Annotated in this window: 14 protein-coding genes; 1 reads left to right on the forward strand and 13 read right to left on the reverse strand. The window is 72.0% G+C overall.

The genetic code is table 11. The features are described 5' to 3' along the window. Nucleotides 1-525: 525 nt before the first annotated feature. The 12 genes from panC to hxlB all read right to left on the reverse strand — a co-directional run bounded on the left by panC (nt 526) and on the right by hxlB (nt 11,723). A complete protein-coding gene (panC, locus tag ABD784_RS09565; protein ID WP_344883546.1) occupies nt 526-1,494 on the reverse strand; it encodes a pantoate--beta-alanine ligase in 969 nt (322 codons plus the stop codon). A 4-nt stretch (nt 1,495-1,498) separates the two neighbouring features. After that, the gene (locus tag ABD784_RS09570) at nt 1,499-2,368 is read right to left on the reverse strand and encodes a Rossmann-like and DUF2520 domain-containing protein (RefSeq protein ID WP_344883549.1); all 870 of its coding nucleotides are present in this window, start codon (nt 2,366-2,368) and stop codon (nt 1,499-1,501) included. Beyond that, nucleotides 2,365-4,206: a PH domain-containing protein gene (locus ABD784_RS09575; protein ID WP_344883552.1), complete on the reverse strand. Its 1,842-nt coding sequence runs from the start codon at nt 4,204-4,206 to the stop codon at nt 2,365-2,367. Before ABD784_RS09575 ends, ABD784_RS09570 begins: the two co-directional genes overlap by 4 nt. Next, complete coding sequence (locus ABD784_RS09580; protein WP_344883555.1) at nt 4,203-4,742, reverse strand: PH domain-containing protein; 540 nt, start codon at nt 4,740-4,742, stop codon at nt 4,203-4,205. Before ABD784_RS09580 ends, ABD784_RS09575 begins: the two co-directional genes overlap by 4 nt. Then, on the reverse strand, nt 4,708-5,319 hold the full coding sequence (locus ABD784_RS09585) for a DUF3180 domain-containing protein (RefSeq protein WP_344883558.1): 612 nt from the start codon (nt 5,317-5,319) through the stop codon (nt 4,708-4,710). Before ABD784_RS09585 ends, ABD784_RS09580 begins: the two co-directional genes overlap by 35 nt. 7 nt (nt 5,320-5,326) lie before the next feature. Continuing rightward, nucleotides 5,327-5,845 carry a 2-amino-4-hydroxy-6-hydroxymethyldihydropteridine diphosphokinase gene (folK, locus tag ABD784_RS09590; RefSeq protein WP_344883562.1) on the reverse strand — a complete coding sequence of 173 codons (519 nt, stop codon included), beginning with the start codon at nt 5,843-5,845 and terminating at the stop codon, nt 5,327-5,329. Continuing rightward, nucleotides 5,842-6,243 carry a dihydroneopterin aldolase gene (gene folB / locus ABD784_RS09595; RefSeq protein WP_344883565.1) on the reverse strand — a complete coding sequence of 134 codons (402 nt, stop codon included), beginning with the start codon at nt 6,241-6,243 and terminating at the stop codon, nt 5,842-5,844. Before folB ends, folK begins: the two co-directional genes overlap by 4 nt. After that, nucleotides 6,240-7,259: a dihydropteroate synthase gene (gene folP, locus ABD784_RS09600; RefSeq protein WP_344883568.1), complete on the reverse strand. Its 1,020-nt coding sequence runs from the start codon at nt 7,257-7,259 to the stop codon at nt 6,240-6,242. The genes folB and folP overlap by 4 nt, the downstream gene beginning before the upstream one ends. 22 nt (nt 7,260-7,281) lie before the next feature. Further along, nucleotides 7,282-7,884: a GTP cyclohydrolase I FolE gene (folE, locus tag ABD784_RS09605; protein ID WP_344883571.1), complete on the reverse strand. Its 603-nt coding sequence runs from the start codon at nt 7,882-7,884 to the stop codon at nt 7,282-7,284. A 191-nt stretch (nt 7,885-8,075) separates the two neighbouring features. Beyond that, nucleotides 8,076-10,160, reverse strand: coding sequence for an ATP-dependent zinc metalloprotease FtsH (gene ftsH / locus ABD784_RS09610; RefSeq protein ID WP_344883575.1), 2,085 nt, complete (start codon nt 10,158-10,160; stop codon nt 8,076-8,078). Between the two features lie 312 nt (nt 10,161-10,472). Further along, a complete protein-coding gene (gene hxlA, locus ABD784_RS09615) occupies nt 10,473-11,099 on the reverse strand; it encodes a 3-hexulose-6-phosphate synthase (protein ID WP_344883578.1) in 627 nt (208 codons plus the stop codon). Between the two features lie 45 nt (nt 11,100-11,144). After that, nucleotides 11,145-11,723 carry a 6-phospho-3-hexuloisomerase gene (hxlB, locus tag ABD784_RS09620; protein WP_344883581.1) on the reverse strand — a complete coding sequence of 193 codons (579 nt, stop codon included), beginning with the start codon at nt 11,721-11,723 and terminating at the stop codon, nt 11,145-11,147. A gap of 137 nt (nt 11,724-11,860) precedes the next feature. Between hxlB and ABD784_RS09625 the strand changes: the two genes are divergently transcribed. Beyond that, entirely contained in the window at nt 11,861-13,147 is a 1,287-nt protein-coding gene (locus ABD784_RS09625; protein WP_344883584.1) for a helix-turn-helix transcriptional regulator, read from the forward strand. Nucleotides 13,148-13,234: 87 nt separating this feature from the next. Here the strand turns inward: ABD784_RS09625 and ABD784_RS09630 are convergent, their stop codons facing one another. Further along, nucleotides 13,235-14,287 (reverse strand): LLM class flavin-dependent oxidoreductase, encoded by a 1,053-nt coding sequence (locus ABD784_RS09630; protein WP_344883587.1) that lies wholly within the window; start codon nt 14,285-14,287, stop codon nt 13,235-13,237. Nucleotides 14,288-14,289: the final 2 nt, after the last annotated feature.

Raw genomic sequence — 14,289 nt, forward strand, 5'->3', positions numbered from 1 at the left:
AGTCAATTCACCAAATAAAACAATTTGGTATCAACAAACTTGGCACACTATTGAGTTCTCAAACAACAGACACCCCGGACTACAACAACCAGGACCGAACATCCCGACCGCTTCGCTCCGAAGCAACTCGAATACCTTACCCGCATCCCCCCGCCGATGCAAACCGCAGAACCTGCGACCCGCACCACACCGGAGAACCCGCAACCCCCACCCGAAACAATTCCCCGGGCGTTCGAAAACACCCGCCGAAACGGATTCAAAAGAAAGGAGAAAAGGATTCCGCCACCGCTTCAATCCTCAGCCCCGGATCCCTCCGTGCTGTCCTCGTCGCGACGACTCGAAATACTCTACACAGGAAACAGCACCCTGCAAAATCGGGCCGCTAACCACCCCTCCGGGCCCCGGAGGCCCGTCATTCCGCGGATCTCGGGCCACGGGCCGGCCTTCACGGGGCACGTCGGGAAATGCGTGCTGCGTCACACTCGCCGACCGCCTGCAGCCCGGCAGTTCCGGCTCCTCGAGTTCCTAGGAGGAACCGTCGGTCAGCGGCATGTTGTCGATGAGCCGGACGGATCCGACGCGCGCCGCGACCAGGGCGAGGCCTGTCCCCGTGAAGGGGGTGTCCTGGCAGTTGAACGCGAGGACCTCCAGGGTCTCGGGGTCGACGACCTCGAAGTAGTCGAGCTCCACGCGCGCATCCGACTCGATGAGCGCGACGGCGTCGTCCGGCCGGAGGGGCAGGCGCGCCTCCGCCCGCTCCTTCATCAGGAACAGCGCACGCGAGAGCACGAGGGCCGCCTCCCGGTCCTCGGCGGTGAGGAACTGGTTGCGGCTGGACAGCGCGAGGCCGTCCTCGGCCCGGACGATCGGCACCGGCCGGATGTCCACCGGGTAGTCGAGGTCCTTGACCAGGCGTTGCACGATTGCCAGCTGCTGCGCGTCCTTCTGCCCGAAGTAGGCGCGGTAGCGGGTCGGCACGGTGGTCCCGGCATCCGGCTGCCCGTAGTGGAGCAGCTTGGCGACGACGGCGAGCATGCCGTCGAAGTGCCCGGGACGGGACCGGCCCTCGAAGCGCGTGCCGAGATCGCCCGCCGAGACGAGCACGCGGGGTGCGCCGTCCGGGTAGACCTCCGCCTCCCCGGGGGCGAAGACCAGATCTGCGCCGGCCTCCCCCGCCAGGGCCGCATCGGCGTCGAGCGTGCGCGGGTACCGCTCGTAGTCGGCGGGATCGTCGAACTGGAGGCGGTTGACGAAGACGGTGACCACCACGACGTCGTTCTCCGCGCGGGCCTGGCGGATCAGGGTGGCGTGACCGGCGTGGAGCGCGCCCATCGTGGGCACCAGGCCGAGCGATGCCGGCCGGGCCCGGTCCGGCCGGGAGCCTGCGGCGGACTCGAGGAGCTCGCGCGAGGCCGCCTTCAGCTCGGCGACGCTGCGGACGATGCGCGCGGCGGACGGGCGGGCGGGCAGATCGGGACGCGGTTCCTGGCTCACGCCGTCAGTCTAGGAGGTCGAGGATCCTGTCGGCCTGCTCCTGGGTGATCCGTCCCCGGTCCACGGCCCGCAGGGCGGTGGCCCGCGCCATCGCCTGGTAGGCGAGCCGCACGTCGTCGTCCTCCGCGCGCAGGGCCTCCGCGTGCTCGGCGACGGTACCGGAGTCGCCGCGGGCGACCGGCCCGGTGAGGGCGCTCTCCCCGGAGGCCAGCGCGTTCTCCAGCGACGCCCGCATCAGCGGGGCCAGGACGCGGTCCGGCCGTTCGACGCCGATCGCGCCGAGCATCTGGGCGGCCTGGCCGGCGATGGTGACCAGGTGGTTGGAGGCGTGGGCGAGGGCCGCGTGGTAGCGGACGCGGTGGTCCTCGGCGACGACGACGGGCTCGGCGCCCATTTCCACCACGAGGGCCTGGGCGATCGGGAGCATCATGTTGTCCGCCGTGACCCCGAAGACGCAGTCGCCCAGGCGGGCCAGGTCCATCGAGAGGCCGGTGAACGTCATGGCGGGGTGGATGGCCAGCGGGATGGCCCCGGCCGCGCGGGCGGGCTCCAGGACGCCGATCCCGTAGCGGCCGGCGGTGTGCACCACGAGCTGTCCGGTGCGCCAGTGCCCGCCGTCGGCGAGGCCCTGCACCAGAGGGCCCAGCTGGTCGTCCGGCACCGCGAGCAGCACGAGCTCGGCCCGGCGCAGGATCTCCGGGATCTCGAGGATCGGCGCGCCCGGCAGCAGGTTCTCGGCGCGGTCACGCGACTCCTCGGAGACGGCGTGCACGCCCACCACCTGGTGCTCGGCCGCACGCAGGGCGTAGCCGAGGACCGCGCCCACCCGGCCTGCGCTCACGATGCCGATGCCGAGGCGTCCGGGCTTGCTCATCGCTCTCCTTCCCTCGCGGGTCCGCCCCGCGGGACACCGTAGGGGTCGTCGTCCAGCCAGTGGTCGTGGTCGTGGAGGTGGCGCGCCTCGGCCGCGCGCTCGGCCTGCTCGAGGAAGAACCGGCGGGCCTCCGCCACCCCGGCCTGCTCGATCGCCGGGTGGACCGGCCCGTCCGTGGTCACGAGCGAGACGTTCGCGACGCCGCGCCAGCGCGCCAGGGGGCCCTGGGTCAGGCGGATGCCCTGCGTGCGCTCGTGGGGCACCATGAACAGGCAGCGCACCAGGACGCCGGAGCGGGCGAACACGGCGGTCCGGGTGAGGGCGTAGCCCTGCCGGCGCCACGCGAAGGGCGAGAGGACCCGGGCGCTGCGCGGCGACGTCGTGAAGCCCTCCTCCGCGCCGCGGCCGGCGATGCCGGCGCCGATCAGCTCGAGCGGGCGGTCCGTTCCCGGGTTCGGCAGGATGATGGACAGCACGTTCAGCACGTCCTGCCGCGTCCCGACGGGCAGCACCGTGGACCGGGCCGCGCTGCCGCCGGTGGCCTCGCCGTAGCCGGCGACGTTCACGGTGACCCGGTGCCAGCCGAACAGCTTCCAGATCAGCCCCTGCGTCACCTGGACCGCCTGGACGCGCCCGGGCGGGACGGTCTGGTGGTGCGTGTCCAGCAGGCCGTAGCTCATCCGCAGCCCGTCCGGGCTCACGCCCGCCCGGAAGTTGAAGCCGTTCGAGAACTCGCCCCACAGCCACGGCAGGATGCCGAAGAGGCCGGGCACCAGGTAGACCACCCGGAACGCCCCGTCGGAGAGGACCTCCCCGATGATGCCGCCGACCAGCATCACCAGCACGAACCACAGCCAGGGGCTCACCAGCAGTGAGAGGACGAGCCGGCCCGGCGGGACGCGGACCAGGGTGCTCTCGGGAGCCTCGAGGTCCTCGTCGCTCAGGACCGGCGCGACGCCGCGCCTCGCGGCCGCGGCGGTGGTCCCGGGCGCTGGCTCGCCGGGGGCCGTGCCCGGCACGACGGGATGCTGCACGACGGGGTGCGGCGCCGCGGAATGCGGCGCCGCGGAATGCGGCGCCGCGGTTCCGGGGACGACGGCGTCCGGCCGGGTCGCGTCCGGGGCCGCGCCGTCCGGAGTCGGGTCAGCCAGCGCAGCGCCGTCGGCATCGCTGTCCGCCGGGGAGACCCCGGCGGACGTCCGCGGGGACGGGTGGCCCGGCCCCTGGGCGCCCCCGGACTGGGCCGCCCGCAGTCCCGCGGCGCGGGCGAGGATCCGGTTGCGGAGCCGCTTGGCGTCCGCGAGCTTGAGATAGGACAGTTTCATGGCGGTGCTGCCGCCGTCGGCCACCTCGAACTTCAGCTCGCCCAGCCCGGTGAGCCGGGCGAGCAGCGGCTGGCCGATGTCGATCGCCTGCACGCGGTCGATCCGCGCCTGGCGCTGCTGGCGGAAGACGATGCCGGAGCGGACGTTCACGTGCCCCTCCGTCACCTGGTACCGCGTGAACCGCCAGGACAGGAAGAAGCCGAGCAGGATCAGCAGGAGCACGCCGAGGGAGATGCCGACGACCAGCAGCAGCCCCTCCTGCGTGGCCGTCAGCTCGGTGACGTCCCACTTGCCGGAGTCGTCCGGCTCGCCGCTGTCGATCCCGGTCAGGCTCGAGAAGAGGTTCTCGGCCCACGACTGCCCGAAGAAGTAGGCGATCGCGACCAGCGCGAGCCAGCCGCGCACCAGCGGGGAGATCGGGTGGACGCGGTGCCACTCGTCGGCGGCGTCCGTGAGTGCCGGGTCGGTGACGGCGCCACCGGGGACGACGGCGTCGGGATCCTGCTGGCTCATAGCCCGGCCAGCCTCGCCTCGCCGCGCGCGGACAGCTGCTCGCGCAGCCGGGCCCCCTCCTCCTCCTGCACGCCGGGGATCGTGGCCGTCACCGACGAGGACGCGGTGTGCAGCTCGACCTTGCAGAGGCCGAACGCGCGGTCCAGTGGGCCCGCCTGGACGTCCACGTACTGCATCCGGCCGTAGGGCACCACCAGCAGGCGGCGGAACAGGATGCCCTGCTTGACCAGCAGGTCGTCGTGCCGCTCGGCGTAGCCGATGGCGCGGACCTGGCGCGGGACGATCGCGAGCCCGATGAGGAACCAGAGCAGGACGGCCCCGGGGACGGCCCAGGCCAGCCAGGCGGGGTAGCCGGGCCAGACGCCGGTGGTCCGCAGGATCAGGGGCACCGAGAGGGCGCCGACCACGATCGCCATCCAGATGCCGCCGTTGATGAGGCGGACGGTGATGAGCCGGTCCGAGACCGGGAGCCAGTCCACGCCCTCGAGGTCGACGACCTGGTCACGCTCCGGCCGGGAATCCTTCTCCGCGTTCATCCGTGTCCCCCAGGTTCGCCGCCGGGTCGTCCGGCGGAAGCTTGCAGAATTGTTCTACCACCCATCCCACCACACTCATGACGACGCCGGCTGCGAGCATCACCCAGGCGGTCGTGACGGTGGCGGAGGCGGGGGCCATGGCCCCGAGGAGGTCCACCAGGACGCCGCCGTGCCAGCCGCCCACCACCGCCCCCGCGTAGGCGACGGCCTGCGCGAGGATCAGGGTCCGGGCGGCGAGCAGGGGGTTCATCTCCACGGGGTCCCGGCGCGGCACCGGCTTGCGGGCCGGCGCGTCTCGGTCCTCGCCGGAGCCCTCCGGCGCGCGGCCGGCGGCCTGCTCGGCGGCGGCCTGACGGCGTCGTTCCTCCGCCCAGCGGCGCCGCTGCGCCTGGACCGCCCGCACCCGCAGCCCGAGGACGAGGACGATCAGGGTGGCCGCCCCCACGGTGATCAGGCTGGTGGCGTGCAGGACCGGGGCCGGGGCGGAGTGGGACGCGGCGATCAGGCTCGCGCCCCAGCCCAGCACGGCCGCGATGACGGCGGTGAGGCCGAGCCCTGCCGGGCGGATCTGGTTCATGCCGCGGTCAGTCCCCGTACTCGTCGGCCTCGATGTCGTAGAGGGCGACGTCGTCGCGGTCGCCCGCCTGCTGCGCCAGCTCCGCCACGCTCTGCCCGGCCAGCGTCGCCTCCGGGTCCATCCAGGCCCAGGGCTGCAGGACGAAGGCGCGCTCGGCCGCTCGGGGGTGGGGCAGCGTGAGGTCCTCGTCGTCCTGGGCGAGGTCGCCGTAGGTGACGATGTCGACGTCGAGCGTCCGCGGGCCCCAGCGGACCTCGCGGGTGCGCAGGTGCTTGTCCTCGACGGCCTGGCAGTGGGCCAGCAGCTCGTAGGGCTCGAGGGTCGTCTCCACCTCGAGGACCATGTTGAGGTAGTCGGGCTGCCCCTCGGGGCCGCCGACCGGCTTGGTCTGGACCACCTCGGAGACCTGCAGCAGGCGCACCTGCGGGTGGGCGATCAGGTCGCCCACGGCCAGGGAGAGCGTGTCGCTCCGCTCGCCGAGGTTGCTGCCCAGCGCCAGGAGGCACTTCACTGGTGTCCGGCTCATGCTCGCGTGCCTGCTTCCCGCTCCCGATGGATGCTGATGCTGACGTCCCCGAACGGCACGGGGATCGGTGCCTGGGGCTTGTGCACGGTGACGTCCACCGCCGAGACCGTCTCGAACAGAGCCAGAATCGCATCCGCGATGCCCTGGGTCAACGTCTCGATGAGGTCGTGCGGACCCCCCTCGATCCGGTCCCGGACCAGCTCCGCGGCCTTCCCGTAGTCGGTGGTCAGCGCCAGGTCGTCGGCCGCGGCCGCGGGGCGGATGTCGGTGTGCAGGACCACGTCCACCACGAACGGCTGGCCGTCGCGCTTCTCGTGGTCGAAGAACCCGTGGTGGCCCGTGGCCGTGATGCCGGTCAGGGTGATGCGGTCCCGCGGGGCCACGGCGGACGTGCTCACGCGGTGCCGCCCGCCCGGCCGGCCAGGTCCGCCGCCGGAGCGGCCTCGGCCGATTCGTCCTTGGCCTGCGCGGGGCCGCGCTGGGCGTCGTGGATCCCGTCCGCGCCGGCACCGCCGCCGCTCATCCACGCCGTGGCGACCTTGACGGCGTCGTACGACGACGGGACGTCGTGCACGCGCACGGCCCAGACGCCCGCGGCGGCCGCGAGGGCGCTGGTGGCGGCGGTGGCGTGGTCGCGCTCCTTGGGCGCGGCCGGGGTGCCGCCCTGGGAGAGCAGTGCGCCGAGGAAGCGCTTGCGGGAGGTGCCGATCAGGACCGGGTGCCCGAAGTCCGAGAACCCCCCTACGCGGTGCAGCAGCTCCCAGTTGTGGTGGGCGTTCTTCGCGAAGCCCAGGCCCGGGTCGACGATCAGCTGCTCGGGCCGCACGCCGGCGTCGAGGAAGCCGCGGCGCAGCTCGGTGAGCTCCGCCTTCACCTCGGCCACGACGTCGTCGTAGTCCGCGAAGTCGCTCATGTTCTGCTGGTCCCCGCGGCGGTGCATCAGCACGTACGGCACCCCCAGCTCCGCCACGAGCGCGGGCATCCCCGGCTCGTGGGTGAGCCCGGAGACGTCGTTGATGAGGTGGGCGCCGGCCTCCACGGCCGCGCGGGCCGTGTCGACGTGCATGGTGTCCACCGAGACGACCGCCCCGGCCTTGACGAGGGCCTCGACGACGGGGACGACGCGCTTGCGCTCCACCTCGGGATCGATGAACGCGGCGCCGGGGCGCGTGGACTCCCCGCCCACGTCGATGATGTCCGCACCCGCGTACATCATGCGCAGCCCGTGCTGGATGGCGTCGTCGACGGAGAGGAACTCGCCGCCGTCGCTGAAGGAGTCCTCGGTCACGTTGAGCACGCCCATGATGAGGGTGCGCCCCACGGGCAGGTCGCTGAACTTCTTGACCTTGGACGGGCGGACGACGGGCAGCGGACTGGTGGCCGGACCGGTACCGGGGACGGCTCCGAGGTTCATTGCTCTCCTACCGGGTTGGGGGTTACTTGCCGAGGATGAGGCTCATGGCCTCGGCGCGCGTGGCGGACTCGAGCAGCTGCCCGCGCACGGCTGACGTGACGGTGCGGGCGCCGGGCTTCTGGACGCCGCGCATGGACATGCACATGTGCTCGCACTCGACCACCACGATCACGCCGCGCGGGGAGAGGTTCTCCACCAGCGCGTCCGCGATCTGCGTGGTCAGGCGCTCCTGCACCTGCGGCCGCCGGGCGTAGAGCTCCACCAGGCGGGCCAGCTTGCTCAGGCCCGTGACGCTGCCGTGCTCGCCCGGGATGTAGCCGACGTGCGCGGAGCCGTGGAACGGGACCAGGTGGTGCTCGCACGTGGAGTAGAAGGGGATGTCCTTCACCAGCACCAGCTCGGAGTGGTCGATGTCGAACGTGGTGTCCAGCAGGTCCTCCGCGCTGGCGTGCAGCCCGGAGAAGAACTCGGTGTAGGCCTTGGCCACCCGCTTGGGCGTGTCCAGCAGTCCGTCCCGGTCCGGGTCCTCGCCGATCGCCTCCAGGATCTCGCGCACGGCGCGCTCGATCCGCGGCTGGTCGACGACGAAGGCGGCCGGCGGATCGGTCTCTAGGTTCTGAGTCACAACGACGATCCTAACGAAGTCTGGGTGCGGGCTGGTCGCCCGGAGCGGGTCCGCGGCCGGCGGGGGTGCCCCGCCGAGGCGACGACGACGGCGTGACCGGGGCCACGCCGTCGTCGTCATCCGGGCGGCGGGCCGCCGTAATGCGACGCCGCAAACCGTCGGCGGCCCCGGTCCGGACCCTCCGCCGGGGGTCAGCCGTCCTGCTGTTCCGCCCCGCCGGGGATGCCGCCCGGGTTCGCCGGGTCCGTCCCGGGCCGCCCGGCGCCGGTGCGGCTGCCCGGCTGGCTGTCCTCGGGGACGTCGGTGACATCGCCGATCCCCTCGGAGTACTCGTCGGGGCTCTTGCCCTCGGCGGCCTCGCGACGCTCCTTGTGGGACATGACCGGGCCGTGCTCGCCGATGGGGCGCGTGTCCTTGGAGAGCCAGAGCGGGCGCGCCGGCAGCTTGACCAGGTCGGCGAAGATCTCGGCGATCTCCTTCTGGTTCAGCGTCTCGTGCTCCAGCAGGGCCAGCGCCAGCCGGTCCAGGACGTGCCGGTTCTGCAGCAGCACCTGGTAGGCCTCGTCGTGCGCCGAGTCGATGAGGACGCGGACCTCCTGGTCGACGACGGCGGCGACGTTCTCCGAGTAGTCGCGGTCGTGCCCGGCATCGCGGCCCAGGAACGGCTCGCCGCCGCCGGAGCCGAGCTTCACCGATCCGATGCGCTCGCTCATGCCGTACTGCGTGACCATCTTGCGGGCCGTGGCGGTGGCCTTCTCGATGTCGTTGGACGCCCCCGTCGAGGGGTCGTGGAAGACGATCTCCTCGGCGACGCGGCCGCCCATCGCGTAGGCCAGCTGGTCCAGCAGCTCGTTGCGGGTGATCGAGTACTTGTCGTCCTCGGGCACCACCATCGTGTAGCCGAGGGCGCGGCCGCGCGGCAGGATGGTGATCTTCGTGACCGGGGCCGAGTGGTTCATGGCCGCCGCCACGAGCGCGTGGCCGCCCTCGTGGTAGGCCGTGACCTTGCGCTCGTGCTCCTTCATGAGCCGGGTGCGCTTCTGCGGGCCGGCCATCACGCGGTCGATCGCCTCGTCGAGCGCGCGGTCGTCGATCAGCTGCGCGTTGGAGCGGGCGGTCAGCAGGGCGGCCTCGTTGAGGACGTTCGCCAGGTCGGCGCCCGTGTAGCCGGGGGTCTTCTTGGCGACGCCCTTGAGGTCCACGTTGTCGGCCATGGGCTTGCCCTTGGCGTGGACCTGGAGGATCTGCTCGCGGCCGGCGAGGTCCGGGGCCTCCACGGGGATCTGCCGGTCGAAGCGGCCCGGGCGGAGCAGGGCGGGATCCAGCACGTCGGGGCGGTTGGTCGCGGCGATGAGGATGACGTTGGTCTTCGCGTCGAAGCCGTCCATCTCGACGAGGAGCTGGTTGAGCGTCTGCTCGCGCTCGTCGTTGCCGCCGCCGATGCCGGCGCCGCGGTGGCGGCCGACCGCGTCGATCTCGTCGACGAAGATGATGGCCGGCGCGTTGTTCTTGGCCTGCTCGAAGAGGTCGCGGACGCGCGAGGCGCCGACGCCGACGAACATCTCGACGAAGTCCGAGCCTGAGATCGAGTAGAACGGCACTCCTGCCTCGCCGGCGACGGCCTTGGCGAGCAGGGTCTTGCCGGTGCCCGGGGGGCCGTAGAGCAGGACGCCCTTGGGGATCTTGGCCCCGACGGCCTGGAACTTGCCCGGCTCCTCGAGGAACTCCTTGATCTCGTGGAGCTCCTCCACGGCCTCCTCGGCGCCGGCGACGTCGACGAACGTCACCTGCGGCATGTCCTTGGTGATCAGCTTGGCCTTGGACTTGCCGAACTGCATGACCTTGCCGCCGCCGCCCGAGGCCCGCGACATCAGGAACCAGAAGAGCAGGGCGATGAGGATGAACGGGATGAGCAGCCCCAGCATGGACAGGAACCAGTTCTCCTGGACCGGCTGGTCCGTGAAGCTGTCCAGGTCCGCGCGGTCGATGGCGCCGACGACGTCCTCGGCACGCGCCTGCGAGTAGTAGAAGGAGATGTCGGTGCCCATGTCGACGCCGTCGACCTTCAGGCTCTCCCGCAGCTTCAGGTCCACGCGCTGGTCGCCGTCGAAGATCTGCGCCTCGTAGGCCTTGTTGTCATCGAGGAGCTCGAGCCCGACGCTCGTGTCCACCCGGCCGGCGTTCCCGGCCGTCAGCGTGGGGAGGAAGATGATCAGCGCCGCAGCGCCGATGAGCACCCAGATGACCCAGCTGTTAAAGATCTTCTTGACGTTCATGTTCGGGGTCCGTCCCCGTCCCTCCTGATCGGACTTCACGCGGCAGCCGTTCTCCGAGCCGTCGACGCGATCGAAGCGGTGCGCCGGCAGGCGGGGGCCAGGCCCTCGAGTGGCGATGCACCGCATCCTAGCTTTGCACTCACCACTGTTCGACGCACAACGGAGCCGGAAAGTTCCCTGAGGGCGTAGCGGACGCGACGGGAGCCGGGCACCGTCCTCGTCGACGGTGCCCGGCTCCCGTGGGCAGGCCCGATCAGGCGGGTCTGCCCCGTGTCTCGAGGGCGGGCGCACTGAAGGCCAGCCCGCTGCGGGTCAGTTCAGCTCGGCCTGGAGCGCCGCGGCCGCGAGCGCCGGGTCCACGGCGCCGTAGATGGAGCCGCCGGCCACTGCCACGTCGGCCCCGGCGGCCTTGACCGCCGTGATCGAGTGGATGTTCACGCCGCCGGCGACGGAGAACCGCACCTCGGAGGCGGTTCCGGCCTCGAGCAGGGTGGTCAGGCTGAAGCCGGGCTGGGCCTGCTCGTCGAGACCGGCGTGGAACTCGACGAACTCGACGCCGAGGTCCACGACCTGGCGGGCGCGGGCGGCCTTGTCGGCGACCCCGATCAGGTCCACGACGATGCCCTTGCCGGCCTCCTTGGCGGCCTCGACGGCGCCGAGGATCGTCGAGTCGTCCGCCGTGCCGAGGACCGTCACCAGGTCGGCGCCGGCCTCGAAGGCGATCCGCGCCTCGAGAGCGCCGGCGTCGGCCGTCTTGAGGTCGGCGAAGACGATCTTGTCCGGATGCGCGTCCTTGACGGCGCGGATGACGCCGAGGCCCTCGCTCTTGATGAGCGGGGTCCCGAGCTCGATGATGTCGACGTGCGGGGCGACCTTCTCGGCGAGGGCGAGGGCGTCGGCGGTGGTCAGAAGGTCGATGGCGACCTGGAGTTTCGTCATGTCAGTTCCTTGCGTGAGGGGGATGCGGGCGGGGACAGGGGTGGTTCATTCGAGGTTGGCGTGCCGCGTCCACAGTTCCTCGGCGGCGGCGCCGCTGCGCTGCCAGAGGGCGTGGAAGACGGCATCGCCGGCGAGCATCACGGTCTGCTCGAAGAGGCTCCCGGCGTACTGCGCGGACGCCGTTCCGCCGTGGTCCGTCTTCGCGGCGGCCTCGACGATGACCGTGCAGGCCGCCATGCGTCCGACCGGGGAGTCGGCCGCCGTCGTCATCGCGACGACAACGGCGCCGTGCCCGGCCGCCGCGACGGCGGCGCGGACCACCGAGCCGGTGGTGCCGGAGCCCGAGGCCACGACGAGGACATCGCCCGCGCCGATCGAGGGCGCTGTGGTGTCCCCGACGACGTGGGCGGTGAGGCCCAGGTGCATGAGGCGCATCGCGAGACCGCGCAGGGCGATCCCGGACCGTCCCTGGCCGAGCACGAAGACCCTCCGGGCCCCCTCGATCAGATCGGCCGCCTCGGCGAGCGAGCCGGGATCGAGGGCGCGGACCGCGCCCATCGCCTCGGTCGCCACGAGATCGAGCGCGAGCTGCTCAGTCGAGTGCACTGTGTCGATGGTCTGCACGGGAGCTCCTTCCAGCAGTGCGTGTGGGTGCCGAACCATCCCATCGCAGCCCCGGGCCGCGGGTACCCGCCCGTTGCGCCGGATCTGCTACCCGAACGGGTAGGTCGTGGCGGGCCGGCCGTCCATACTGTTGAACCATGAGTTCGCTTCGACTCGAGCCCCTGCCAGACGGCGCCGCGGCCGGCGGCGCCCAGCTGCGACTGGCGCGCGCGGTGGCGCGGATCGTGGAGGCGCCCCTGCGCGAGATCGCCGCGGCGCTGAGCGACGCCGTCGCACCGGCGCTCCCGCACCGGGCGCTCGTGATCCTCACGGAGGACTGCACGGGCCGGCCCCAGAAGAAGGCGGGCGACCCGGCGATCACGGAGCGGGTGACCGTGCTGGAGATGGACGCGATCCGCCGCCGGCTCCGCGACGGGGAGGACGTGGTCACCGCGACGCTCGCCGGTGGCGAGCAGCGGGTCCACGCCTGGGAGGCGGCCACCGGGGCGGTCCTGGCCCTGTGCGACCCGGGGCCGGCCGAGGAACCCTCGGTGCGCGAGACGGTCCAGGCCGTCTGGGAGATCACCGCCACGTGCATCCGGCGGCAGGTCGCCGGGGCCTCGCCGGCGGACCTGGTCGACTCGAACGCGGTCTCGCGGGAGCGCGTCCGGGTGACCACCGAGCTGACGGAGCGCCACGCGACCGATCTCGAATCGCTGCTGGCCGTCCTGCGCAGCCGGGATCTCGACGACCGGCGGACCAGGACGGCGGCGACGGAGCTGGCGTCGTCGGCCCTGATCCGGACCAGGACGGCCAACGATGTGATGATGGCGCTCTCCGAGGAACCCGTGGTCGGTGCGTTCTCGCGCCTGCGCACGGACCTGCGCCCGCTGACCCAGTACGGGCGCCTGGACGTCCAGTTCATCGAGCCGCCCGCCGAGGGACGGGCGCTGCCCGGCGAGATCGCGTACGCGGCGCGCTCGATCGTCCGCAGCGCCGTCCTGGCCATGAACGAGCAGGAGGACATCGGCCGCGTGCGGGTGCAGTGGGACTGCGACGGCCGCAACCTGCTGATCAACATCCGAGACGACGGGCCGGGGCGGCTGGACTCCGGGACGCCGGGCCTGCATCAGGCGCAGGCCAACGTGGCGGCCCTCGGCGGCGCGGTCGGGGTGAAGCGCGTGCCCGGGTGGGGCACGGAGCTCGACGTGACGCTCCCGATCGACGCCCCGCGCTCCGAGGCGGCCGACGAGTGGGACCTGGCGCCCCGGGAGCTCGAGGTCCTGCGGCTGGTGGTGCGCGGCCGGAAGAACCGTCAGATCGCCGAGGAGCTGTTCATCAGCGAGAACACGGTCAAGTTCCACCTCACCCAGCTCTACCGCAAGCTCGGCGTGGGGTCGCGGTCCGCCGCGGCGGCGGCCGCGGCCGCGAAGGGGCTGGCCTGACGCCGGAGGTCGGCCGGCACGACGACGAGGCGCCGCCGTCGGGAATCGACGGTGGCGCCCCGCTGTCCTCTAGCAGGCCACGCCCGACTACTCAGGGGCGTTGAAGGCGGGCACCACGTGCTCGATGAACAGCTCGAGCGACCGCTTCTTCTCCTCATGCGTGAGCCCGTTGTCCGACCAGAGGCTGAACTCGTCGATGCCGAGCTCCTCGTAGCGGCGGACCCGCTCGATGACTTCCTCCGGTGTCCCGATGACGGCGGACCGGTGGAGAGCCTCGGGGGCGAACTCGGGCTTGTCCGCGAACGCCTCGGCAGGAGTCGGCTCGAGGAAGCCGTTGACGGGCGTCTTCTTGTTCATGAACCACGCATGGAAGGTGCGGTAGTACCGCTGGACGGCCTCGGCCGGTCGGCGCCAGCCCTCGGGGTCCGCCGCCTCGTGCACATGGGTGTGGCGGAGCATCATGAGCTCCGGGCGCGGGACCTCCGGGTGGTCTCCCACGGCCGTCTCGAACTTCCGGACGAGGTCCTCGACCTCCTCGTCGCCCTTCATCAGCGGGGTGACCATGACGTTGCAGCCGTTGGCGACGGCGAAGTCGTGCGAGGCCGGATCACGGGCGGCGACCCACATCGGCGGCGTCGGCTGCTGCACCGGCTTGGGCACGCTGGTCGACGTCGGGAACTGCCAGACCTCGCCGTCGTGCGCGTAGTCCCCCTGCCAGAGCTTCCGGACGGCCGGCACGAGCTCCCGCAGGTGCTTCCCGCCCTCGGCGGCCGGCAGGCCGGGCGCCATCCGGTCGAACTCGAACTGGTGCGCCCCGCGGGCGAGGCCGACCTCGGCCCGCCCACCGCTGATCACGTCGAGCAGCGCGGTCTCCCCGGCCACGCGGAGGGGATTCCAGAACGGCGCGATGATGGTTCCGGCGCCGAGGCGGATCGTGGACGTCTTGGCGGCGAGGTAGGCGAGCTGGGGCATCGGGCTCGGCGAGACCGTGTACTCCATGGCGTGGTGTTCCCCGATCCAGACGGTCCCGAATCCGCCGGCCTCGGCCATGAGGACGAGCTCGGTGAGGTTCTCGAAGGCCTGGGCGTGGCTGACGTCGTCGTCCCACCGCTCCATGTGGATGAAGAGGGAGAATCGCATGA

Source organism: Zhihengliuella alba, assembly GCF_039538765.1.
GTDB lineage: Bacteria > Actinomycetota > Actinomycetes > Actinomycetales > Micrococcaceae > Zhihengliuella > Zhihengliuella alba.

Coding starts and splice junctions, on each gene's coding strand:
- ABD784_RS09585 (WP_344883558.1), bottom strand. CDS start 5,319: ATGAACCAGATCCGCCCGGCAGGGCTCGGCCTCACCGCCGTCATCGCG.
- ABD784_RS09570 (WP_344883549.1), bottom strand. CDS start 2,368: ATGAGCAAGCCCGGACGCCTCGGCATCGGCATCGTGAGCGCAGGCCGG.
- ABD784_RS09625 (WP_344883584.1), top strand. CDS start 11,861: ATGAGTTCGCTTCGACTCGAGCCCCTGCCAGACGGCGCCGCGGCCGGC.
- ABD784_RS09630 (WP_344883587.1), bottom strand. CDS start 14,287: ATGCGATTCTCCCTCTTCATCCACATGGAGCGGTGGGACGACGACGTC.
- hxlA (WP_344883578.1), bottom strand. CDS start 11,099: ATGACGAAACTCCAGGTCGCCATCGACCTTCTGACCACCGCCGACGCC.
- folK (WP_344883562.1), bottom strand. CDS start 5,845: ATGAGCCGGACACCAGTGAAGTGCCTCCTGGCGCTGGGCAGCAACCTC.
- ABD784_RS09575 (WP_344883552.1), bottom strand. CDS start 4,206: ATGAGCCAGCAGGATCCCGACGCCGTCGTCCCCGGTGGCGCCGTCACC.
- ftsH (WP_344883575.1), bottom strand. CDS start 10,160: ATGAACGTCAAGAAGATCTTTAACAGCTGGGTCATCTGGGTGCTCATC.
- ABD784_RS09580 (WP_344883555.1), bottom strand. CDS start 4,742: ATGAACGCGGAGAAGGATTCCCGGCCGGAGCGTGACCAGGTCGTCGAC.
- folP (WP_344883568.1), bottom strand. CDS start 7,259: ATGAACCTCGGAGCCGTCCCCGGTACCGGTCCGGCCACCAGTCCGCTG.